The organism is Citrobacter sp. Cf087 (assembly GCF_030334285.1).
GTDB lineage: Bacteria > Pseudomonadota > Gammaproteobacteria > Enterobacterales > Enterobacteriaceae > Citrobacter > Citrobacter freundii.
Map to the genome: position 1 here is coordinate 808,328 of NZ_JAOWED010000031.1, position 22,057 is coordinate 830,384.

Here is a 22,057-nt window from a genome sequence, read left to right on the forward strand (position 1 = left end):
TTCAGGGAAGGGATAATCCAGGGAGCGTTGCTTGTTGTGGATGCGTCACTTTCTCCCTGTGATGGTTCACTGCTGATATGTGCAATCGACGGGGAATTCAGGATCAAGCGATATCGGACTCATCCTCAGCCGCACCTGGTTAATCTGGATAACGGGAGAAGGGAAGCGCTGCCAGCAGATGATGATGGTTACAGTTCTGCACCCGCTATATTTGGAGTGATCACGTACATCATTAATGATGCCAGGAATGCGGAGTTTGATGACTGCCCGGTAATGTGAGCACATCACTGTTAAGTGAAGTATGAAGTGTGGTTACGTGGTTGAGGTTAATTATCATTTCTGTCTGGATTGTTAGACAAACCAATCCCTACCTTTACTGTAGCGAACACCATGATACATAGAGTGACTATTACAGAAGATATCAATGAGAGGCTAGTGATCATAACGCTTCTTAATTTTAGATGGATTCGACTATTAGACTACTACATTGTGGAAAGGTTCCTGGTAATTCTCGCACACTCAATAAAGTAGGTATTGTCGACACCCCGGATGCAAGAATGTAACTCGGTGTGCTATGGATATAGACGACTTGAAGACGTGACTTGTGGGGCATACTTGGGGCAAAAATGTCTGCTTTGGGGCATTTTGGGGCATTTTGGGGCATGAATGGGACATTATTGCACACATGAAGTTTACCGAATTTCATGCGAAACTATTTTTTAATGCATTGAATAAACTAAAGAAAACACATGCTCTTGGGCGTTCTTTAGTGATTTTTAAAATGCCCGCGTCACGCAGTTAAAGTGGCGGGCATACTCTTCAAGACTTGTGATCCCCAAACGCACCCATTTTGGATGCGACCACTGGGGTAAACCGATATAGATCATAGCGCTTGCAAAATCTCTTCCACGCTGCGAACGCGCGCAATGCGGGGGAAAATGTGAGTCATGCTGCCCAGGTGTTGCTCAGCACTGGCGGCACTACAGGCATCCTCTGCAATGATAAGACTGAAACCCAGCTCCCACGCATTTCGCGCCGTCGACTCAACGCCAATGTTCGTAGAGATGCCGCACAGGACGATGGTATCGATACCCCGGCGACGCAGCTGCAATTCCAGATCGGTGCCGTAGAATGCGCCCCACTGGCGTTTGGTTACTTCGAGGTCGCTGGTGCATTTACCCAGAGCAGCCGGGTAATCCCACCAGTTTTCGGGCAATGCTTTTGCTGGAGTCTGAGCATCTACTGGTTGTTTTAGCGCTTCGGCGTAATCGTCAGACCACCCGACGCGCACCATTACCACCGGGGAACCGTGGGTACGGAATTTTTCCGCCAACTGCGCGGCGCGGGCAACCACAGCGTGTGCCGTATGAGGTCCGCCAGCGAAAGGCAGGATCCCTTCCTGTAAGTCAATCACGACAAGGGCGGTTGTTTTTGCGTTCAGTTCCAGCATGGTCACTCCAGTAAAAAAATAGAATTCCGTTACACCTTAAGCGCGAATCAGTGTGAAAGGGGCGACAATTTTTGTTATTTTTTGTGAGATTACGCAATGCCCGTCCAGGAAACAGGCGTACAGTCAGTACCGGACTTATCGTGCGGCAGAATTTCCAGTATAATAGCCGCCTTTTTTCATTCAGTTGTGACATTCAGCTAAAGCTGCGACTTCGTCATCTGCGAGACAGGTGACAATCCGCCTGCGGCAAAGTTAAGGGATATCTCATGCGTACAGAATATTGCGGACAGCTACGTCTGTCCCACGAGGGGCAGCAGGTGACTCTGTGTGGTTGGGTCAACCGTCGTCGTGATCTTGGTAGCCTGATCTTTATCGATATGCGCGACCGCGAAGGTATCGTGCAGGTATTTTTCGATCCGGACCGTGCGGACGCGTTAAAGCTGGCCTCCGAACTGCGTAATGAGTTCTGCATCCAGGTTACGGGCACCGTGCGTGCGCGTGACGCGAAAAACGTCAACGCCGAGATGGCGACGGGCGAAATTGAAGTGCTGGCCTCCGATCTGACCATCATCAACCGTTCAGACTCGCTGCCGTTGGACTCTAACCACGTCAACACCGAAGAAGCGCGACTGAAGTATCGCTATTTAGATCTGCGTCGCCCTGAAATGGCGCAGCGCCTGAAAACGCGTGCCAAAATTACCAGTCTGGTGCGTCGTTTTATGGACGACCACGGCTTCCTCGACATCGAAACACCGATGCTGACCAAAGCGACGCCGGAAGGCGCGCGCGATTACCTGGTACCTTCTCGCGTACATAAAGGTAAATTCTACGCGCTGCCGCAATCACCTCAGTTGTTTAAACAGCTGCTGATGATGTCTGGCTTTGACCGCTACTATCAGATCGTAAAATGCTTCCGTGATGAAGACTTACGTGCTGACCGTCAGCCTGAATTTACCCAGATCGACGTTGAGACTTCCTTCATGACCGCACCGCAGGTGCGTGAAGTGATGGAAGCGCTGGTGCGTAATCTGTGGCTGGAAGTTAAAGGGGTGGATCTGGGTGATTTCCCGATCATGACCTTTGCCGAAGCTGAGCGTCGTTACGGTTCTGATAAACCAGACCTGCGTAACCCGATGGAGCTGGTTGACGTTGCCGATCTGGTGAAAGACGTTGAGTTCGCAGTGTTCTCTGGTCCGGCAAACGATGCGAAAGGCCGCGTAGCTGCTCTGCGTGTACCGGGCGGTGCCGCACTGAGCCGTAAGCAAATTGACGATTACGGTAACTTTATTAAGATTTACGGCGCGAAAGGTCTGGCTTACATCAAAGTCACCGAGCGTGCGAAAGGTCTGGAAGGTATCACCAGCCCGGTAGCTAAGTTCCTGAACGCAGAAATCGTGGAAGCGATTCTGGCGCGTACCGGTGCGCAAGATGGCGACATGATTTTCTTCGGTGCCGACAACAAGAAAGTGGTTGCCGACGCGATGGGCGCGCTGCGTCTGAAACTGGGTAAAGACCTGAACATTACCGACGAAGCCAAATGGGCGCCGCTGTGGGTTATCGACTTCCCAATGTTTGAAGACGATGGTGAAGGCGGACTGACCGCAATGCACCACCCGTTCACCGCGCCGAAAGATATGACAGCTGCTGAGCTGAAAGCTGCGCCAGAAGACGCGGTTGCTAACGCATACGATATGGTTATCAACGGCTACGAAGTGGGCGGCGGTTCCGTGCGTATTCACAACGGCGACATGCAGCAGACCGTATTTGGTATTCTGGGCATTAACGAGCAAGAGCAGCGTGAGAAATTCGGCTTCCTGCTGGATGCGCTAAAATATGGTACACCACCGCATGCGGGCCTGGCGTTTGGTCTGGACCGTCTGACTATGCTGCTGACCGGTACTGACAACATTCGTGACGTTATTGCTTTCCCAAAAACCACTGCTGCAGCGTGTCTGATGACTGAAGCGCCGAGCTTTGCCAACGAAGCTGCGCTGGCGGAACTGAGCATTCAGGTTGTTAAGAAGGCCGAGAATAACTGATATGACATACAAACAGCCTGTCTCGGTGTTAGTCGTGATTTATGCAAAGGACACCGGGAGAGTGCTGATGTTACAGCGACGCGACGATCCTGATTTCTGGCAGTCGGTCACCGGCAGCCTTGAAGAGGGTGAAACCGCGTCGCAAGCCGCTATGCGCGAAGTAAAGGAAGAGGTCGCCATTGATGTTGCATCTGAGCAACTGACCTTAATTGACTGTCAGCGCACGGTGGAGTTTGAGATTTTTAGCCATTTACGTCATCGCTATGCACCGGGAATTGAACGTAATACTGAATCCTGGTTTTGCCTGGCACTTCCCTCAGAACGAGAGATCGTGTTCACCGAACATCTGACCTATCGTTGGGTTAATGCGGTTGAAGCCGCCCAATTAACCAAGTCGTGGAGTAACCGGCAGGCGATTGAAGAGTTTGTAATTAACGTCGCCTGAAAAGGCGCGCTTTTTGGAGATATTATTTATGGCAGGTCATAGTAAATGGGCCAACACCAGACACCGTAAAGCAGCGCAGGATGCTAAACGCGGTAAAATTTTCACCAAAATAATTCGTGAGCTGGTGACGGCGGCAAAACTCGGCGGCGGCGATCCGGACGCTAACCCGCGTCTGCGTGCAGCGGTTGATAAAGCGCTGGCTAACAACATGACCCGTGACACCCTGAACCGTGCAATCGCGCGCGGTGTGGGTGGTGATGAAGATTCCAACATGGAAACCATCATCTATGAAGGTTATGGTCCTGGCGGTACAGCCGTTATGATTGAATGTCTGTCTGACAACCGTAACCGTACTGTTGCGGAAGTGCGTCACGCGTTCACGAAAACGGGCGGCAACCTCGGTACCGACGGTTCCGTGGCTTACCTGTTCAGCAAAAAAGGCGTGATCTCCTTTGAACAAGGCGACGAAGACGCCATCATGGAAGCGGCGCTGGAAGCAGGTGCTGAAGACGTGGTGACCTTCGACGACGGCGCAATTGACGTTTACACCGCGTGGGAAGAGATGGGTAAAGTGCGTGACGCGCTGGAAGCGGCAGGTCTGAAAGCGGACGCGGCTGAAGTGTCTATGATTCCATCCACCAAAGCAGATATGGATGCAGAAACAGCGCCGAAGTTGTTGCGTCTGATCGATATGCTGGAAGACTGCGACGACGTGCAGGAAGTTTACCATAACGGCGAGATCTCTGATGAGGTTGCAGCTACCTTAGAATGAGGTGGCTGTACCGCAACCTGACAGGAGGTGCGTGATGTCTATCATTCTCGGCATTGACCCGGGGTCGCGCATCACCGGTTATGGCGTTATTCGTCAGGTCGGAAGACAGCTGACCTACCTCGGCAGCGGTTGTATCCGCACCAAAGTCGACGATCTCCCGTCACGCCTGAAGTTAATTTACGCGGGCGTGACGGAAATCATCACCCAGTTCCAGCCGGACTATTTTGCCATTGAGCAGGTCTTTATGGCGAAGAACGCTGACTCGGCGCTAAAGCTTGGACAGGCACGCGGCGTGGCAATCGTTGCGGCGACCAATCAGGATCTACCGGTATTTGAATACGCGGCCCGCCAGGTAAAACAGACTGTGGTGGGGATCGGTAGTGCGGAAAAAAGCCAGGTCCAGCATATGGTACGCACGCTGCTAAAACTCCCGGCGAATCCGCAAGCGGATGCCGCGGATGCGCTGGCGATTGCTATTACCCACTGCCATGTCAGTCAGAATGCCATGCAAATGAGCGAGTCGAGGCTGAATTTGGCGCGAGGTCGATTACGTTAGTGACAAATGAGGCTGGATATCTATCCAGCCTTTTTTTATGATAGTGCATTACCTTTTAGCCCTTAACGCAGGAGCGTCACGTGATAGGCAGACTCAGAGGCATCATTATTGAAAAACAACCCCCGCTGGTCCTTCTGGAAACGGGTGGGGTAGGCTATGAAGTGCATATGCCGATGACCTGTTTCTACGAGTTGCCGGAAGCCGGGCAGGAAGCGATTATCTTCACCCATTTTGTGGTGCGTGAAGACGCTCAACTGCTGTATGGCTTTAACAACAAGCAAGAGCGCACGCTGTTTAAAGAGTTAATCAAAACCAATGGCGTGGGGCCGAAGCTGGCGCTGGCGATCCTCTCCGGAATGTCTGCGCAGCAGTTTGTTAATGCCGTTGAGCGCGAAGAGCTTGGCGCGTTAGTGAAATTACCGGGCATTGGTAAGAAAACCGCAGAGCGTTTGATTGTTGAAATGAAAGACCGCTTTAAAGGCCTGCATGGTGACCTCTTTACCCCGGCGGCGGATCTGGTTCTGACCTCTCCGGCCAGTCCGACAACGGACGACGCCGAGCAGGAAGCGGTTGCTGCGCTGGTGGCGTTGGGCTATAAACCACAAGAAGCCAGCCGCATGGTGAGCAAAATTGCCCGCCCTGATGCCAGCAGTGAAACCCTGATTCGTGAAGCGCTTCGCGCGGCATTGTGAGGTAAAGCATGATTGAAGCAGATCGCCTGATTTCGGCTGTCAGCACGACCCCTGAAGACCTGGTGGATCGTGCGATCCGCCCTAAATTGCTGGAAGAGTATATTGGCCAGCCTCAGGTCCGTTCGCAAATGGAGATTTTTATCCAGGCGGCGAAGCTGCGTGGTGACGCTCTCGATCACCTGCTGATTTTCGGTCCTCCAGGGCTTGGTAAAACCACGCTTGCCAATATTGTCGCCAATGAAATGGGCGTTAATCTGCGCACCACGTCCGGTCCGGTACTGGAAAAAGCGGGTGACCTGGCGGCAATGCTTACCAACCTTGAACCCCATGATGTGCTGTTTATCGATGAAATCCATCGTCTTTCACCGGTGGTGGAAGAGGTGCTATATCCGGCGATGGAAGATTATCAGCTGGATATCATGATTGGTGAAGGACCGGCTGCACGTTCGATCAAGATCGATCTGCCGCCGTTTACGCTAATCGGGGCGACGACGCGCGCCGGGTCGTTAACGTCTCCGTTACGTGATCGTTTTGGTATTGTACAGCGCCTGGAATTCTATCAGGTGGCTGACCTGCAGCACATTGTAGGACGCAGTGCGCGTTTTATGGGCCTGGAAATGAGCGATGAAGGCGCGCTGGAAGTGGCACGCCGCGCTCGCGGTACGCCGCGTATCGCCAACCGCTTATTACGCCGGGTACGTGATTTCGCCGAAGTGAAGCATGACGGCACGATTTCAGCAGATATCGCCGCTCAGGCGCTGGATATGCTCAATGTGGATGCGGAAGGATTTGATTATATGGACCGTAAGTTGCTGCTGGCGGTTATCGACAAATTCTTTGGCGGACCGGTCGGACTGGATAACCTGGCAGCGGCGATCGGGGAAGAGCGTGAAACCATTGAGGACGTGCTTGAGCCATATCTGATTCAGCAAGGTTTTCTGCAGCGTACGCCGCGTGGACGTATGGCAACCGTGCGCGCCTGGAACCATTTTGGCATTACACCGCCACAGATGCCTTAATGCATGATGTCGCTACGCTTATAAGGCCTGGGCGATTTTGTAGGCCCGGTAAGCGCAGCGCCACCGGGCAACGCATGCTTAGCTCGCTTGCTTTTTCATCATGCTGAAAATAAACAGCAGCGCGGCACACAGCACCACGGAGGGACCTGCCGGGGTGTCATAGAAGGCCGAGAAGGTCAACCCGCCTGTAACCGCTATCATTCCCACACCAACGGCAACTCCTGCCATCTGTTCCGGCGTACGGGCAAAGCGACGGGCGGTCGCCGCAGGGATAATAAGCAGCGAGGTGATAATCAACGCCCCGACAAACTTCATCGCCACGCCAATCGTTAACGCCGTAACCAGCATCAGCAGCAGCTTCACGCGTTGCAGCTTCACGCCATCGACAAATGCCAGATCCGGACTGATGGTCATCGACAGCAGGTTACGCCACTGCCAGAACAGAATCGCCAGAACAATAACCACGCCGATGGCGATGGAGATAAGATCTTCAGGCGTCACGGCGAGCAAATCACCAAACAGGTATGCCATCAGATCCACACGGATGTTGGACATCAGGCTGACGACAACCAGCCCCAGCGACAATGCACTATGCGCCATAATGCCCAGTAAGGTATCGATCGCAAGGTGAGGGCGCTTTTCAAGCCATACCAGACCGCCAGCCAGCAACAAAGTGACGGCGATAACCGCATAGAAAGGGTTCACATCCAGCAGCAGGCCAAAGGCGACTCCCAGCAGCGAAGCGTGGGCCAGCGTATCACCGAAATAAGACATTCGACGCCAGACCACAAACGAGCCGAGTGGGCCAGCAGCACAGGCCAGCATGATCCCGGCTAACCAACCGGGTAATAACAATTCAATCATGAGTGACCATTTCCCCGGCGTAAGACGATACGACCCTGTAAATCGTGGCGGTGGTTGTGATTATGACGGTAAATTCCGAGTTGTTCGGCGCCGCGTTGCCCGAACATTGAGATGAATTCCGGGTGCATGGAAACCACTTCCGGTGCACCGGAACAGCAAATATGATGGTTCAGGCACAGTACTTCATCGGTTTTGGCCATCACCAAATGCAGGTCATGGGAAACCATCAGTACGGCGCAATCCAGTTCACGTCGCAACTGGTCGATAAGGTCGTACAGTGCGACCTGCCCATTGACATCCACGCCCTGGGTCGGCTCATCGAGCACCAGTAGCTGAGGTTTATTCAATAAAGCACGGGCTAACAGGACGCGTTGCGTTTCCCCGCCAGAGAGCTTTTGCATCGGCGCATTCATCAGATGTCCGGCCTGAACGCGCTTCAGTGCCGGAAGGATATCCTCTTTTTTGGTGCCGGGACGTAAGCGCATAAACCGGCTTACCGTCAGCGGAAGCGTAGTATCGAGGTACAGTTTTTGCGGTACATAGCCAATCCGCAATTGGCCATTACGCTTGATAACTCCCTCATCAGCCGCTACCAGTCCTAATACAACGCGTACCAGCGTAGACTTCCCGGCACCATTTGGGCCGAGAAGCGTTAAAATTTTACCGGGTCGAAGTTCAAGCGATACGTCAGACAGGACGCGGCGTTGACCATAAGAGACCGAGACATTTTCCAGTGAAACCAAAGTCGTCATATCAATTTTAGTCTTGCAGAAGTTATAGAATGTTATAATATCACATTTCTTACATTCATTACGATGATTGGTCGCATTATGTTACATAAAAATACGCTTCTTTTCGCAGCATTATCCGCTGCTCTTTGGGGTAGTGCAACACAGGCAGCAAATGCTGCTGTGGTGGCCTCGCTCAAGCCGCTGGGATTTATTGCTTCGGCCATTGCGGACGGGGTAACAGACACTGAAGTTTTGCTGCCTGACGGGGCTTCCGAACACGACTATTCACTGCGTCCATCAGACGTAAAACGCTTACAGGGCGCGGACTTAGTCGTTTGGATTGGACCTGAGATGGAAGCGTTTATGGAAAAGTCAGTCAAGAATATTCCTAACGCGAAACAGGTAACGATTGCGCAGCTCAATGACGTGAAACCGTTACTCATGAAAGGTGCTGACGACGACGATGACGATCATGGACACAATGATGCTGGCAGTGAAAAAAGTGACGAGCATCACCATCACGGCGATTACAACATGCATCTTTGGCTTTCCCCAGAGATAGCGCGGGCCTCAGCGGTTGCAATCCATGAAAAATTAGTGGAACTTATGCCGCAAAGTCGAGCCAAACTTGACGCCAACCTGAAGGATTTTGAGGCGCAATTAGCCGCAACCGATAAGCAGGTAGGTAACGAGCTCGCACCGCTCAAGGGAAAAGGTTATTTCGTTTTTCATGACGCCTATGGCTACTACGAAAAACACTACGGACTAACACCGCTTGGTCACTTTACCGTGAACCCTGAGATTCAACCTGGTGCGCAGCGTTTACATGAAATAAGAACACAGTTGGTTGAGCAAAAAGCAACCTGCGTTTTTGCTGAGCCACAGTTCAGGCCAGCGGTCGTTGAAGCCGTCGCGAGAGGGACATCCGTTCGAATGGGAACGTTGGATCCGCTCGGTACGAATATCAAACTGGGTAAAACAAGCTATTCAGCGTTTTTGAACCAATTAGCCAACCAGTATGCGAGCTGCCTGAAAGGAGATTAATGAGGAAGTGAATACGTGCAACAGATAGCCCGCTCTGTCGCTCTGGCATTTAATAATCTGCCGCGACCCCATCGCGTTATGCTGGGGTCGCTTACCGTACTGACATTGGCCGTCGCCGTCTGGCGGCCTTATGTTTACCATCCCGATTCTGCACCCATCGTTAAAACTATCGAGCTGGAAAAAAGCGAGATTCGTTCACTGTTGCCTGAGGCAAGCGAACCTATTGATCAGGCTGCACAGGAAGACGAAGCCATTCCGCAGGATGAACTGGATGACAAAACGTCTGGTGAAGCTGGTGTGCATGAGTATGTCGTCTCCACTGGCGATACGCTGAGCAGTATTCTGAATCAGTACGGCATCGATATGGGCGATATCAGTCAACTCGCTGCTTCCGATAAAGAGCTGCGTAATCTGAAAATTGGTCAGCAGCTTTCCTGGACCTTAAGCGCGGAAGGTGACCTGCAGCGTCTGACCTGGGAAGTATCCCGCCGTGAAACCCGTACTTACGATCGCACTGCGACGGGTTTCAAAATGAGCAGCGAAATGCAACAGGGCGATTGGGTTAACAGTCGTATCAAAGGCACGGTGGGCGGAAGCTTCGTCGCCAGCGCCAAAGATGCCGGGCTGACCAGCTCTGAAATCAGCGCAGTGATTAAGGCCATGCAGTGGCAGATGGATTTCCGCAAACTGAAAAAAGGTGATGAGTTCTCGGTGCTGATGTCTCGCGAAATGCTGGACGGCAAGCGCGAGCAAAGCCAACTGCTGGGCGTGCGTTTACGTTCTGAAGGCAAAGACTATTATGCCATCCGTGCTGCAGACGGTAAGTTCTATGACCGTAACGGTACCGGGCTGGCGAAAGGCTTCATGCGTTTCCCGACGGCGAAACAGTTCCGTATTTCCTCGAACTTTAACCCGCGTCGCCTGAATCCGGTGACTGGACGCGTAGCGCCGCACAAAGGTGTCGACTTTGCGATGCCGCAGGGGACGCCGGTACTGTCGGTGGGCGATGGTGAAGTGGTTGTAGCGAAGCGTAGCGGCGCTGCCGGATACTATGTTGCGGTTCGTCATGGTCGCACCTACACCACGCGTTATATGCACCTGCGTAAGCTGTTGGTGAAACCAGGTCAAAAAGTGAAACGTGGCGATCGTATCGCGCTGTCAGGTAACACCGGGCGTTCAACGGGGCCGCATCTGCACTATGAAGTATGGGTTAACCAGCAGGCCGTGAACCCTTTGACGGCGAAACTGCCGCGTACAGAGGGTCTGACCGGCTCGGATCGCACCGATTACCTGGCGCAGGTGAAAGAGGTTATGCCTCAGCTACGTTTTGATTAATTAGCACACTGACAAAGCCGGTACGCTATGCGTGCCGGCTTTTTTATTTTGTACGGCGCACGGTGCGCCGCTACACTATCAGCAGATTTACTTTTCGCGGCACCAGACACTGGAAGAGCATGGAAACGAAAAAAAAGAATATTGAGTATATCCCTGAGTTTCACAAATCATTTCGCCATCCGCGCTACTGGGGCGCCTGGTTGGGGGTGGCGGCGATAGCTGGTATTGCGTTAACGCCGGCAGCATTTCGTGATCCTATTCTGGCAAAACTCGGACGGCTCGCAGGAAGACTGGGAAAAAGCTCCCGTCGCAGAGCATTGATCAATTTATCCCTCTGCTTTCCTGAACGTAGCGAAGCTGAGCGTGAAGCCATTGTTGATGATATGTATGCAACTGCGCCTCAGGCGATGGTCATGATGGCTGAATTAGCAATACGTGGCCCGGAGAAGATTCAAAACCGTGTTGACTGGCAAGGCCTGGAAATCATCGAAGAGATGCGGCGCAACGATGAAAAAGTTATTTTTCTCGTTCCACATGGCTGGGGTGTAGATATCCCGGCGATGCTGATGGCGTCCCAGGGACAGAAAATGGCGGCGATGTTCCACAATCAGGGGAACCCGGTATTCGATTATGTCTGGAACACGGTACGCCGTCGCTTTGGTGGTCGTTTGCATGCGCGTAATGATGGCATCAAACCGTTTATTCAGTCTGTCCGTCAGGGATATTGGGGATACTACCTGCCGGATCAGGACCATGGGCCTGAACACAGCGAGTTTGTCGATTTTTTTGCTACCTATAAAGCAACGTTACCGGCGATTGGACGTCTGATGAAAGTCTGCCACGCGCGCGTGGTACCGCTGTTCCCCGTATACGATGGGAGAACGCACCGCCTGACGATCCATGTTCGTCCACCGATGGATGACATCCTGACGGCGGATGACCACACCATTGCCAGACGGATGAACGAAGAGGTGGAGATTTTTGTCACGCCTCATGTCGAACAATACACCTGGATTCTGAAACTGCTTAAGACACGTAAACCCGGCGAGATTGAGCCCTATAAGCGCAAAGATCTCTATCCGAAGAAATAAAAAAAAGCCTCTCAAACGAGAGGCTTTTTTACATTTAAGCGACTTATTCTACGGTCAGGATACGCGTGGTATTGGTTGAGCCAATGGTGCTCATCACATCGCCCTGGGTCACGATCACCAGGTCACCAGAAACCAGGTAGCCTTTATCGCGCAGCAGGTTCACCGCTTCATTGGCGGCAACGACGCCGTCAGTTTCGCTGTCGAAGTGAACCGGGGTGACACCGCGGTACAGGGAGGTCAGATTCAGCGTACGCTCATGACGGGACATCGCGAAAATCGGCAGGCCGGAACTGATACGAGAAGTCATCAGCGCAGTGCGACCGGACTCCGTCATTGCGATGATAGCGGTGACCCCTTTCAGGTGGTTAGCAGCGTACATCGCTGACATCGCAATCGCTTCTTCAACGTTATCAAACTGCACGTCAAGGCGGTGTTTAGAGACGTTGATGCTCGGGATCTTTTCAGCGCCGAGACAGACGCGCGCCATTGCCGCGACGGTTTCCGCCGGGTACTGACCTGCTGCTGTTTCTGCAGAGAGCATCACGGCATCGGTGCCGTCGAGGACGGCGTTAGCCACATCCATCACTTCCGCACGAGTCGGCATTGGGTTGGTAATCATCGACTCCATCATCTGCGTAGCGGTAATGACCGCACGGTTCAGCTGACGCGCGCGACGAATCAACGCTTTCTGAATACCTACCAGCTCAGGGTCACCGATTTCAACGCCCAGGTCGCCACGTGCCACCATCACTACGTCGGAAGCCAGAATGATGTCATCCATCGCATTCTGGTCGCAGACGGCTTCTGCACGTTCTACTTTGGCGACAATTTTCGCATCGCAACCGGCATCGCGTGCCAGACGGCGGGCATAGTTCAGATCTTCACCGCAGCGCGGGAAGGAGACGGCCAGGTAGTCAACGCTGATTTGCGCTGCGGTAATGATGTCGGCTTTGTCTTTTTCGGTCAGGGCTTCAGCAGAGAGACCGCCGCCCAGTTTGTTGATGCCCTTGTTATTGGATAGCGGGCCACCGACGGTGACTTCGGTGAAGACTTTCATGCCCTGAACTTCCAGCACCTTAAGCTGTACGCGACCGTCGTCGAGCAGCAGGATATCGCCAGGCACGACGTCAGCAGGTAGCCCTTTATAATCAATACCGACTTTTTCTTTGTCGCCTTCGCCTTTGCCGAGGTTGGCGTCTAACAGGAACTTGTCGCCAACGTTAAGAAATACTTTACCTTCTTTAAAGGTGGATACGCGGATTTTAGGTCCCTGCAGGTCACCCAAAATAGCTACATGACGTCCCAGTTTTGCGGCAATTTCACGGACTTTATCCGCCCGCAGTTTGTGATCTTCTGGAGAGCCGTGGGAAAAGTTCATACGTACGACGTTCGCACCCGCGGCGATAATCTTCTCAAGGTTGTTATCGCGGTCAGTTGCCGGGCCTAACGTGGTAACGATTTTGGTTCTGCGAAGCCTTCTGGACATGTAATACTCCGTTGACTGAAACAACTTGGTGTTGCGTGAACATTGATCCGGCCGTTCTCAAACATTAACGGTAAATGAACAACCCGGATGATAAAAGGGTAGAACATTGTTATTGCTTTTAGCGGTCATCACTCTTGATGAGTAATTCTTTATCAAAACGCGATTCCTTGAGCGCTTCCTTGACACGCTTCAAGTTATCTCTAAATTTTGCCCCTCGGCGCAAAGTAAATCCTGTAGCCAGCACATCTATCACGGTCAGTTGAGCAAGTCGAGAGACCATGGGCATATAAATGTCAGTATCTTCCGGTACATCGAGGGTAATTGCCAGCGTGGCTTCCCGCGCCAGTGGTGTACCGGGAGAGGTGAGGGCGATAACCATGGCATCGTTTTCCCGCGCTAACTGCGCCAGTTCAACCAGACTTTTGGTTCTTCCGGTATGAGAAATAAGCACAATGACGTCGTCGTCGCTACAATTCATACAACTCATGCGTTGCAGAACAATATCGTCGGAATAAATTACCGGCACGTTAAAGCGGAAAAATTTATTCATCGCGTCATGCGCTACCGCGGCGGAAGAACCTAAACCAAAGAAGGCAATTTTCTTCGCCTGGGTTAATAAATCTACCGCCCGGTTTACCGCCGCGTTATCCAGCGACTGGCGAACGTGATCGAGGCTTGCCATCGCTGACTCGAAGATTTTCCCCGTGTAAGATTCTACGCTGTCATCCTCATCCACATTGCGATTAACATAAGGGGTGCCATTTGCCAGACTTTGCGCCAGATGCAGTTTAAAATCAGGAAAGCCGCGGGTGTCCATGCTGCGACAGAAACGGTTCACCGTTGGCTCGCTGACATTCGCTTCTACAGCAAGTGCGGCGATGCTTGAATGGATTGCCCGCTCGGGAGAGGCAAGAATAATGTCGGCGACTTTACGCTCTGACTTGCTCAAATGTTCCAGTTTTAACTGGATTTTTTCCAGCATATTCATGATGTAGGTAGACTCATGGGTCATGGGCAAAAACGATTTCAGCGATACGGGGAAACCGATACACAATTTAGTGTATAGATATTACCCCTGCTAATGCAGCAACGGGGCAAAATGGACAGAATAGTTGTTGTTTTTTTTCATTACATGATCGGAGTCGGATTTTCATACTTCGTCATGGGTACGGAAAATACGACTTTTTTATCCATTTTGATGGGTTATACGCCAATAAAGCGGCTGTTCGCGGTAACAGCACGGCTGGATAAGCGTTTACGGTTTCCGGATTCACGTAAAAGCAGTACAGTGCACTGTAATAAAATTACAACCAGTGTCTGGCAAAAGCACCAGGCACTTAATTGAGGAGAATGACATGGCGGTAACGCAAACAGCCCAGGCATGTGACCTGGTCATTTTCGGTGCGAAGGGCGACCTGGCGCGACGGAAATTGCTGCCTTCCCTGTATCAACTGGAAAAGGCCGGCCAGATTAACCCGGAAACCCGTATCATTGGGGTTGGGCGTGCCGACTGGGACAAAGCAGCTTATACCAAGGTTGTGCGCGAAGCGCTCGAAACCTTCATGAAAGAAAAAATCGATGAAGGTTTATGGGAGACCCTCAGCGGTCGTCTGGAGTTTTGTAATCTGGACGTCAATGATACCGCCGCATTTAGCCGTCTGGGTGAAATGCTGGATCAGAAATCACGTACCACTATTAACTATTTCGCGATGCCGCCAAGCACTTTTGGCGCAATCTGCAAAGGTTTGGGTGAAGCAAAGCTGAATGCTAAGCCTGCCCGCGTGGTGATGGAAAAACCGTTAGGAACGTCACTGGCAACATCGCGCGAAATCAACGATCAGGTCGGCGAGTATTTCGAAGAGTGCCAGGTTTACCGCATCGACCACTATCTCGGCAAAGAGACGGTACTGAACCTGTTGGCACTGCGTTTTGCCAACTCCCTGTTTGTGAACAACTGGGATAACCGCACTATCGATCACGTAGAAATTACCGTGGCGGAAGAAGTGGGCATTGAAGGGCGCTGGGGCTACTTTGACCAGGCCGGTCAGATGCGCGACATGATCCAGAACCACCTGCTGCAAATCCTATGCATGATCGCGATGTCTCCCCCGTCCGATCTGAGCGCTGACAGCATCCGTGATGAAAAAGTGAAGGTACTGAAATCACTGCGTCGCATCGATCGTTCGAACGTGCGAGAAAAAACGGTTCGCGGTCAGTACACCGCCGGTTTTGCCCAGGGCAAAAAAGTTCCGGGATACCTGGAAGAAGAAGGTGCGAACAAGAGCAGCAATACGGAAACGTTTGTGGCAATCCGTGTGGATATCGATAACTGGCGCTGGGCGGGTGTTCCATTCTACCTGCGTACCGGTAAACGTTTACCGACCAAGTGCTCTGAAGTCGTGGTTTACTTCAAAACGCCTGAGCTGAACCTGTTCAGAGAATCCTGGCAGGACCTGCCACAGAACAAGCTGACCATCCGTTTGCAGCCTGATGAAGGTGTCGATATCCAGGTACTGAACAAAGTGCCGGGTCTGGATCACAAGCATAACCTGCAAATTACCAAACTTGATCTGAGCTACTCCGAAACCTTCAATCAAACACATCTGGCCGACGCTTATGAGCGTCTGCTGCTTGAAACGATGCGCGGCATTCAGGCGCTGTTTGTGCGTCGAGATGAAGTTGAAGAAGCATGGAAGTGGGTCGACTCTATTACCGAAGCCTGGGCAATGGACAACGACGCACCGAAGCCTTATCAGGCCGGGACCTGGGGACCGGTTGCCTCTGTGGCCATGATTACCCGTGATGGTCGTTCCTGGAACGAATTCGAGTAAAATATCATCTAGCCCATAGGTGTTATTTTACCGGTAACATGATCTAACACAGATTGTAGAATAATTTTTGCACTTTTAAGCCTCGCGTGGATTCACCCGCGGGGCTTTTTTTATTACACTGCCTGAAACGATTTTGCCCCTGAGCTACGGCTAACAAGCGATTCAGCTGTTTTTAACCCAACTGAAACACATTGTTTTTCCAACGCTCTGACAGATAAATTTTAGGAGCCTCTATGAATCCGAATTTGTTACGCGTAACACAACGTATCGTCGAACGTTCTCGCGACACACGTTCCGCCTACCTTGCCCGTATTGAACAAGCGAAATCGACTACCGTTCATCGTTCACAACTGGCGTGCGGTAACCTGGCGCATGGTTTTGCTGCCTGCCAGCCGGATGACAAGGCTTCGCTGAAAAGCATGCTGCGTAACAATATCGCGATCATTACCTCCTATAACGACATGCTTTCCGCGCATCAGCCGTACGAACATTACCCGGACATCATTCGTAAAGCGCTGCATGAAGCCAATGCGGTAGGCCAGGTTGCTGGCGGTGTTCCTGCGATGTGCGACGGTGTGACCCAGGGACAGGATGGGATGGAGCTTTCGCTGCTTAGTCGCGAAGTGATTGCTATGTCGGCTGCTGTGGGACTCTCACACAATATGTTCGACGGCGCGTTATTCCTTGGCGTGTGCGACAAAATTGTCCCGGGTCTGGTGATGGCGGCACTGTCATTTGGTCATCTGCCTTCGATCTTTATTCCCTCTGGCCCGATGGCGAGTGGTCTGGCGAACAAAGAAAAAGTGCGTATCCGTCAGCTGTATGCTGAAGGTAAAGTCGATCGTATGGCGCTGCTTGAATCCGAAGCTGCGTCTTATCACGCACCGGGTACCTGTACGTTCTATGGCACGGCAAACACCAACCAGATGGTAGTGGAGTTTATGGGGATGCAACTGCCAGGATCCTCATTCGTGCACCCGGATGCGCCGCTGCGCGAAGCGTTGACCGCCGCTGCGGCTCGTCAGGTAACGCGTCTGACCGGCAACGGCAATGAATGGATGCCGATCGGTAAAATGATCGATGAAAAAGTAGTGGTCAACGGTATTGTCGCGCTGCTGGCGACCGGGGGCTCCACTAACCATACAATGCACCTGGTCGCGATGGCGCGCGCAGCCGGTATTCTGATTAACTGGGACGACTTCTCCGATCTGTCCGATATCGTGCCGCTGATGGCGCGTCTGTACCCGAATGGTCCGGCAGACATTAACCACTTCCAGGCGGCGGGTGGCGTGCCGGTGTTAATGCGTGAACTGCTTAACGCGGGTCTGCTGCATGAAGATGTGAACACCGTTGCCGGGTTTGGTTTATCGCGCTACACCATGGAACCCTGGCTCAACGAGGGTGAGCTGGACTGGCGTGAAGGTGCGGCGAAGTCGCTGGACAGCAACGTGATAGCCACCTTTGACCAGCCTTTCTCCCACCACGGCGGCACCAAAGTGCTGAGTGGAAACCTCGGCCGCGCAGTGATGAAAACGTCGGCGGTACCGGTAGAAAATCAGGTGATTGAAGCGCCCGCGGTTGTTTTCGAAAGTCAGCATGATGTATTACCTGCCTTCGATGCGGGACTGCTCGACCGTGATTGCGTAGTGGTTGTGCGCCATCAGGGACCAAAAGCAAACGGAATGCCAGAATTACATAAACTCATGCCGCCACTTGGTGTATTATTGGACCGTTGTTTCAAAATTGCGTTAGTTACCGATGGACGACTTTCAGGTGCTTCAGGTAAAGTGCCTTCAGCAATCCATGTAACCCCAGAAGCCTATGATGGCGGGCTGCTGGCAAAAGTACGCGATGGCGACATCATTCGTGTGAATGGACAGACAGGTGAATTGACGCTGCTGGTTGATGAAGAGGAACTTGCTTCTCGTCAGCCTCATATTCCTGACCTCAGCGCATCGCGCGTGGGCACAGGCCGTGAAATGTTCAGCGCGTTGCGTGAAAAGCTGTCCGGTGCGGAACAGGGCGCAACCTGTATCACTTTTTAAGACTTATTTTGTAATCAGGCGAGAGAAAACTCTGATGAAAAACTGGAAGACAAGTGCAGAAGCAATCCTGACCACTGGCCCGGTTGTACCGGTTATCGTGGTTAATAAACTGGAACACGCAGTGCCGATGGCAAAAGCGCTGGTTGCAGGAGGCGTGCGCGTTCTGGAAGTGACCCTACGTACCGCATGTGCGATGGATGCCATTCGCGCGATCGCAAAAGAAGTTCCGGACGCTATCGTTGGTGCAGGTACTGTACTGAATCCACAACAGCTGGCTGAAGTTACCGAAGCCGGTGCACAGTTTGCTATCAGTCCGGGTCTGACCGAGCCGTTGCTGAAAGCCGCAACTGAAGGCACTATTCCGTTGATCCCTGGTATCAGCACCGTATCTGAACTGATGCTGGGTATGGACTACGGTTTGAAAGAGTTCAAATTCTTCCCTGCTGAAGCAAATGGCGGTACTAAAGCGCTGCAGGCGATTGCGGGTCCGTTCTCACAGGTCCGTTTCTGCCCAACCGGTGGGATCTCTCCAGCGAATTACCGCGACTACCTGGCACTGAAAAGCGTGCTGTGCATCGGCGGTTCCTGGCTGGTTCCGGCGGATGCTCTGGAAGCGGGTGATTACGATCGTATTACCAAACTGGCTCGTGAGGCTGTTGAAGGCGCGAAGCAATAATTGCGCAAAATGCCCGGTAATCACTACCGGGCATGGGAATCTGTAACGGGCCATTCGGCCCGTTTTTTTATCCAGTAACTTTCACCTGTGCGGCCGCGTCTTTCGCGCGTATCACCGCATCTTCAATGCTCTGTGCTGTGGCCAGCACAACGCCCAGACGACGGCTCCCGTCGATTTCCGGTTTGCCGAAGAACCTAACTTGCATACCCGCACCTACAGCGGCCTGCACGTTATCAAACGTGATATTCTGACTGGTAAGTTTCGGCAGAATAACAGCGGAAGCAGAAGGCCCATACTGGCGGATTTCGCCAACGGGCAGACCGAGAAATGCACGTACGTGCAGGGCAAACTCAGACAGATCCTGCGAAATTAAGGTCACCATACCCGTGTCGTGAGGGCGAGGGGAGACTTCGCTGAAAATCACCTCATCACCGCAGACAAACAGCTCCACGCCAAATAGTCCGTGACCACCCAGCGCCAGCACCACCTTGCGGGCAATCTCCTGAGCTCGCGCCAGCGCCAGTTCACTCATCTGCTGCGGCTGCCAGGACTCGCGATAATCGCCATCTTCCTGTCGATGTCCAACCGGCGCGCAGAAATGCACGCCATCAACGGCGCTAACGGTTAGCAGGGTGATTTCAAAATCAAAATTCACTACGCCTTCGACGATAACGCGTCCGGCACCAGCCCGACCGCCCTGTTGAGCATAGTCCCAGGCTGCAGTGAGCTGATCGGCTGAACGGATAAAGCTTTGTCCTTTACCGGACGAACTCATTACCGGTTTCACGATGCAGGGATAGCCGATTTCAGCGACGGCTTCGCGAAAGCGGACTTCACTGTCGGCAAAGCGGTAAGAAGAGGTCGGTAGAGACAATTCTTCGGCGGCGAGGCGACGGATTCCTTCCCGGTTCATGGTCAGTTGCGTTGCTCTTGCACATGGCACAACACGCTGGCCTTCCTGCTCCAGTTTTACCAGCATATCCGTGGCGATCGCCTCAATTTCCGGCACGATATAATGTGGTTTTTCACGCTCGACGAGCTGGCGTAATGCTTCGCCATCCAGCATGTTGATAACGTATGAGCGATGGGCAACGTGCATGGCTGGCGCGTCGGGGTAACGATCCACGGCAATGACTTCCACACCCAGGCGTTGACATTCAATTGCCACTTCTTTACCCAGTTCTCCCGAACCTAATAACATCACTCGCGTTGCTGCTGGACGCAGCGCTGTGCCTAATAACGTCATAAATTAATCCCCTGTTTTATCTGGGCGCAGTATATACGAAAACGTTTGCGTCTGTCTTTATTACCAGGTTGATTTCAGGGCTTAAAAAGAATATACTGTACATAAATACAGGTAATTTAAGAGGCTGCAAAATGGCGGTTGAAGTTAAATACGTTGTCATTCGGGAAGGTGAGGAAAAAATGTCGTTTACCAGCAAAAAGGAAGCCGATGCGTATGACAAAATGCTGGATACAGCAGATCTGCTCGACACATGGCTGGAGCAATCGCCGGTAGCGCTTGAAGACGAGCAGCGCGAAGCGCTTTCCCTGTGGCTGGCTGAGCAAAAAGATGTGCTGAGCGCCATTCTGAAAAATGGCAAGCTGCCTTCGCCGCAGGCTGTCGAAAACGATGCGCACGCTGGGGATGATACTCAGGCTGCCTGAAACGACTTGCGCTCCTGACGTTTTGTACCATGCTTTTCCCTGAATCATTGTGCAATCCCTGACGTTATTTCACGTTGCTACAGGCAATCTGAATGACGAAGGGGAGATTAAGGAGAAAAGAATGTATAAAAAAAGAGCGTTATTGAGCCTGCTGCTGCTGTCTGCCAGCGTATCTGTATTTGCGGCAAATATGGAAAGCAAAAACGTCCAGTTCCCCAAGTGTGAGGGACTGGACGCTAACGGTATTGCGGCGAGCGTGAAACGTGATTATCAACAAAATCGCATCGCGCGCTGGGCTGACGATCAAAAGCGCGTCGGGCAAGCCGATCCTGTCGCCTGGGTAAACACGCCCGATATTGCGGGCAAAGACGGGAAATGGTCAGTTCCCCTGACGGTTCGCGGTAAAAGTGCGGATATTCACTATCAGGTAAAAGTCGACTGCAAAGCCGGAACAGCGGAGTATCAGCCGCAGTAACGGAGGTATTTGCACATCTTTTGATGACCTGAACACTTCCTGACATCCCCTCGGGTACGCTTTGATGATTATTCGTCTGTACTTGAGGGGCAAAATGGCTAACTGGCTAAATCAACTACAATCTCTTCTTGGGCAAAAAGGTTCCTCCGCGTCATCTTCTGGCGAGCAAGGGCTGAGTAAACTTCTGGTTCCAGGCGCGTTAGGCGGTCTGGCAGGATTACTGGTTGCCAACAAATCTTCTCGTAAATTACTGAGTAAATACGGCACCAGCGCGCTTCTGGTGGGCGGCGGCGCGGTTGCCGGGACTGTGTTATGGAACAAGTACAAGGATAAAGTTCGCGCAGCGCATCAGGATGAGCCGCAGTTTGGTGCACAAAGCTCACCGCTGGATGAGCGAACCGAACGCCTGATTCTGGCGCTGGTTTTTGCGGCGAAAAGCGATGGCCATATTGATGCCAAAGAACGTAGCGCTATTGAGCAGCAGCTCCGTGAAGCGGGCGTGGAAGAGCAGGGCCGCATTCTGATTGAACGCGCCATAGAACAACCGTTAGACCCTCAGCGTCTGGCGCATGGGATCCGTAACGAAGAAGAAGCGCTAGAAATTTACTTCCTCAGCTGTGCGGCGATTGATATCGACCACTTTATGGAGCGTAGTTATCTCAATGCGCTGGGCGATGCGTTGAAGATCCCGCAGGATGTTCGTGAAGGCATTGAACAGGATCTCAAGGAACAAAAACAGGCGTTACCGGGTTAATTACTTACCGCTAAGGCGCATGTTTCGCTTGCATCATTGCTGTCTTTTGCCACCCTTATAGGATGTTTAAGCAAAAGAACAATG

The 22,057-nt window shown here is 52.3% G+C and carries 23 protein-coding genes and 1 pseudogene; 16 read left to right on the forward strand and 8 right to left on the reverse strand.

Features of this window, described 5'->3' with window-relative positions:
• A partial coding sequence (locus OGV57_RS20610) for a HumD family translesion DNA polymerase (protein WP_286531637.1) occupies positions 1 to 279 on the forward strand: 279 nt, incomplete at its 5' end.
• 47 nt (positions 280 to 326) lie between these two features.
• On the opposite strand, the gene OGV57_RS23735 is transcribed toward OGV57_RS20610, so the two are convergent.
• From OGV57_RS23735 to OGV57_RS20620, 3 genes and pseudogenes are all read right to left on the reverse strand, one after another.
• Complete coding sequence (locus OGV57_RS23735) at positions 327 to 443, reverse strand: YnaM/YnfT family protein (RefSeq protein WP_349813808.1); 117 nt, start codon at positions 441 to 443, stop codon at positions 327 to 329.
• A 348-nt stretch (positions 444 to 791) separates the two neighbouring features.
• Positions 792 to 887 (reverse strand): annotated as a pseudogene (locus tag OGV57_RS20615) (hypothetical protein); the annotation flags it as partial.
• Positions 884 to 1,450, reverse strand: coding sequence for a hydrolase (locus OGV57_RS20620; RefSeq protein WP_003841685.1), 567 nt, complete (start codon positions 1,448 to 1,450; stop codon positions 884 to 886). The gene OGV57_RS20620 and the pseudogene OGV57_RS20615, both read right to left, overlap by 4 nt.
• Before the next feature lie 266 nt (positions 1,451 to 1,716).
• Here OGV57_RS20620 and aspS point away from each other — a divergent pair, with 266 nt between their 5' ends.
• The 6 genes from aspS (at position 1,717) to ruvB (ending at position 6,973) form a co-directional block, all read left to right on the forward strand.
• Positions 1,717 to 3,489 (forward strand): aspartate--tRNA ligase, encoded by a 1,773-nt coding sequence (gene aspS, locus OGV57_RS20625; RefSeq protein ID WP_003034862.1) that lies wholly within the window; start codon positions 1,717 to 1,719, stop codon positions 3,487 to 3,489.
• Between the two features lies 1 nt (position 3,490).
• Entirely contained in the window at positions 3,491 to 3,934 is a 444-nt protein-coding gene (nudB, locus tag OGV57_RS20630) for a dihydroneopterin triphosphate diphosphatase (protein ID WP_003034863.1), read from the forward strand.
• 28 nt (positions 3,935 to 3,962) lie between these two features.
• Positions 3,963 to 4,706 (forward strand): YebC/PmpR family DNA-binding transcriptional regulator, encoded by a 744-nt coding sequence (locus OGV57_RS20635; RefSeq protein ID WP_003034865.1) that lies wholly within the window; start codon positions 3,963 to 3,965, stop codon positions 4,704 to 4,706.
• A 34-nt stretch (positions 4,707 to 4,740) separates the two neighbouring features.
• Positions 4,741 to 5,262 (forward strand): crossover junction endodeoxyribonuclease RuvC, encoded by a 522-nt coding sequence (ruvC, locus tag OGV57_RS20640; protein WP_003034867.1) that lies wholly within the window; start codon positions 4,741 to 4,743, stop codon positions 5,260 to 5,262.
• Between the two features lie 80 nt (positions 5,263 to 5,342).
• On the forward strand, positions 5,343 to 5,954 hold the full coding sequence (ruvA, locus tag OGV57_RS20645) for a Holliday junction branch migration protein RuvA (protein WP_003034869.1): 612 nt from the start codon (positions 5,343 to 5,345) through the stop codon (positions 5,952 to 5,954).
• Between the two features lie 8 nt (positions 5,955 to 5,962).
• Positions 5,963 to 6,973, forward strand: coding sequence for a Holliday junction branch migration DNA helicase RuvB (ruvB, locus tag OGV57_RS20650; protein WP_003034872.1), 1,011 nt, complete (start codon positions 5,963 to 5,965; stop codon positions 6,971 to 6,973).
• A gap of 78 nt (positions 6,974 to 7,051) precedes the next feature.
• Here ruvB and znuB read toward each other — a convergent pair whose 3' ends face one another.
• Together znuB and znuC are read right to left on the reverse strand one after the other, a co-directional pair.
• Positions 7,052 to 7,837 (reverse strand): zinc ABC transporter permease subunit ZnuB, encoded by a 786-nt coding sequence (gene znuB, locus OGV57_RS20655; RefSeq protein WP_003034874.1) that lies wholly within the window; start codon positions 7,835 to 7,837, stop codon positions 7,052 to 7,054.
• Positions 7,834 to 8,589 (reverse strand): zinc ABC transporter ATP-binding protein ZnuC, encoded by a 756-nt coding sequence (gene znuC, locus OGV57_RS20660; RefSeq protein ID WP_003034877.1) that lies wholly within the window; start codon positions 8,587 to 8,589, stop codon positions 7,834 to 7,836. Before znuC ends, znuB begins: the two co-directional genes overlap by 4 nt.
• A 78-nt stretch (positions 8,590 to 8,667) precedes the next feature.
• On the opposite strand from znuC, the gene znuA reads away from it, so the two are divergent.
• From znuA to lpxM, 3 genes are all read left to right on the forward strand, one after another.
• Positions 8,668 to 9,612 carry a zinc ABC transporter substrate-binding protein ZnuA gene (znuA, locus tag OGV57_RS20665; RefSeq protein ID WP_003844151.1) on the forward strand — a complete coding sequence of 315 codons (945 nt, stop codon included), beginning with the start codon at positions 8,668 to 8,670 and terminating at the stop codon, positions 9,610 to 9,612.
• A gap of 15 nt (positions 9,613 to 9,627) precedes the next feature.
• A complete protein-coding gene (gene mepM / locus OGV57_RS20670; protein WP_003034883.1) occupies positions 9,628 to 10,947 on the forward strand; it encodes a murein DD-endopeptidase MepM in 1,320 nt (439 codons plus the stop codon).
• Between the two features lie 119 nt (positions 10,948 to 11,066).
• Positions 11,067 to 12,038: a lauroyl-Kdo(2)-lipid IV(A) myristoyltransferase gene (gene lpxM, locus OGV57_RS20675; protein ID WP_032935377.1), complete on the forward strand. Its 972-nt coding sequence runs from the start codon at positions 11,067 to 11,069 to the stop codon at positions 12,036 to 12,038.
• Positions 12,039 to 12,081: 43 nt separating this feature from the next.
• Here the strand turns inward: lpxM and pyk are convergent, their stop codons facing one another.
• Together pyk and OGV57_RS20685 are read right to left on the reverse strand one after the other, a co-directional pair.
• Positions 12,082 to 13,524 (reverse strand): pyruvate kinase, encoded by a 1,443-nt coding sequence (gene pyk / locus OGV57_RS20680; protein ID WP_003034890.1) that lies wholly within the window; start codon positions 13,522 to 13,524, stop codon positions 12,082 to 12,084.
• 118 nt (positions 13,525 to 13,642) lie between these two features.
• Positions 13,643 to 14,512 (reverse strand): MurR/RpiR family transcriptional regulator, encoded by an 870-nt coding sequence (locus OGV57_RS20685; RefSeq protein ID WP_003034893.1) that lies wholly within the window; start codon positions 14,510 to 14,512, stop codon positions 13,643 to 13,645.
• 367 nt (positions 14,513 to 14,879) lie between these two features.
• On the opposite strand from OGV57_RS20685, the gene zwf reads away from it, so the two are divergent.
• From zwf to kdgA, 3 genes are all read left to right on the forward strand, one after another.
• Positions 14,880 to 16,355 (forward strand): glucose-6-phosphate dehydrogenase, encoded by a 1,476-nt coding sequence (gene zwf, locus OGV57_RS20690; RefSeq protein ID WP_003034896.1) that lies wholly within the window; start codon positions 14,880 to 14,882, stop codon positions 16,353 to 16,355.
• A gap of 233 nt (positions 16,356 to 16,588) precedes the next feature.
• Complete coding sequence (edd, locus tag OGV57_RS20695) at positions 16,589 to 18,400, forward strand: phosphogluconate dehydratase (protein ID WP_003841668.1); 1,812 nt, start codon at positions 16,589 to 16,591, stop codon at positions 18,398 to 18,400.
• A 34-nt stretch (positions 18,401 to 18,434) separates the two neighbouring features.
• Positions 18,435 to 19,076: a bifunctional 4-hydroxy-2-oxoglutarate aldolase/2-dehydro-3-deoxy-phosphogluconate aldolase gene (gene kdgA, locus OGV57_RS20700; protein WP_003034901.1), complete on the forward strand. Its 642-nt coding sequence runs from the start codon at positions 18,435 to 18,437 to the stop codon at positions 19,074 to 19,076.
• Between the two features lie 67 nt (positions 19,077 to 19,143).
• Here the strand turns inward: kdgA and purT are convergent, their stop codons facing one another.
• Positions 19,144 to 20,322, reverse strand: coding sequence for a formate-dependent phosphoribosylglycinamide formyltransferase (purT, locus tag OGV57_RS20705; RefSeq protein WP_054528504.1), 1,179 nt, complete (start codon positions 20,320 to 20,322; stop codon positions 19,144 to 19,146).
• Between the two features lie 131 nt (positions 20,323 to 20,453).
• Between purT and yebG the strand changes: the two genes are divergently transcribed.
• The 3 genes from yebG (at position 20,454) to OGV57_RS20720 (ending at position 21,973) form a co-directional block, all read left to right on the forward strand.
• Entirely contained in the window at positions 20,454 to 20,744 is a 291-nt protein-coding gene (yebG, locus tag OGV57_RS20710) for a DNA damage-inducible protein YebG (protein WP_003034906.1), read from the forward strand.
• Between the two features lie 121 nt (positions 20,745 to 20,865).
• Positions 20,866 to 21,219, forward strand: coding sequence for a protein YebF (gene yebF, locus OGV57_RS20715; protein WP_054528503.1), 354 nt, complete (start codon positions 20,866 to 20,868; stop codon positions 21,217 to 21,219).
• Between the two features lie 94 nt (positions 21,220 to 21,313).
• Positions 21,314 to 21,973 carry a tellurite resistance TerB family protein gene (locus OGV57_RS20720; protein ID WP_054528502.1) on the forward strand — a complete coding sequence of 220 codons (660 nt, stop codon included), beginning with the start codon at positions 21,314 to 21,316 and terminating at the stop codon, positions 21,971 to 21,973.
• Positions 21,974 to 22,057 lie beyond the last annotated feature (84 nt).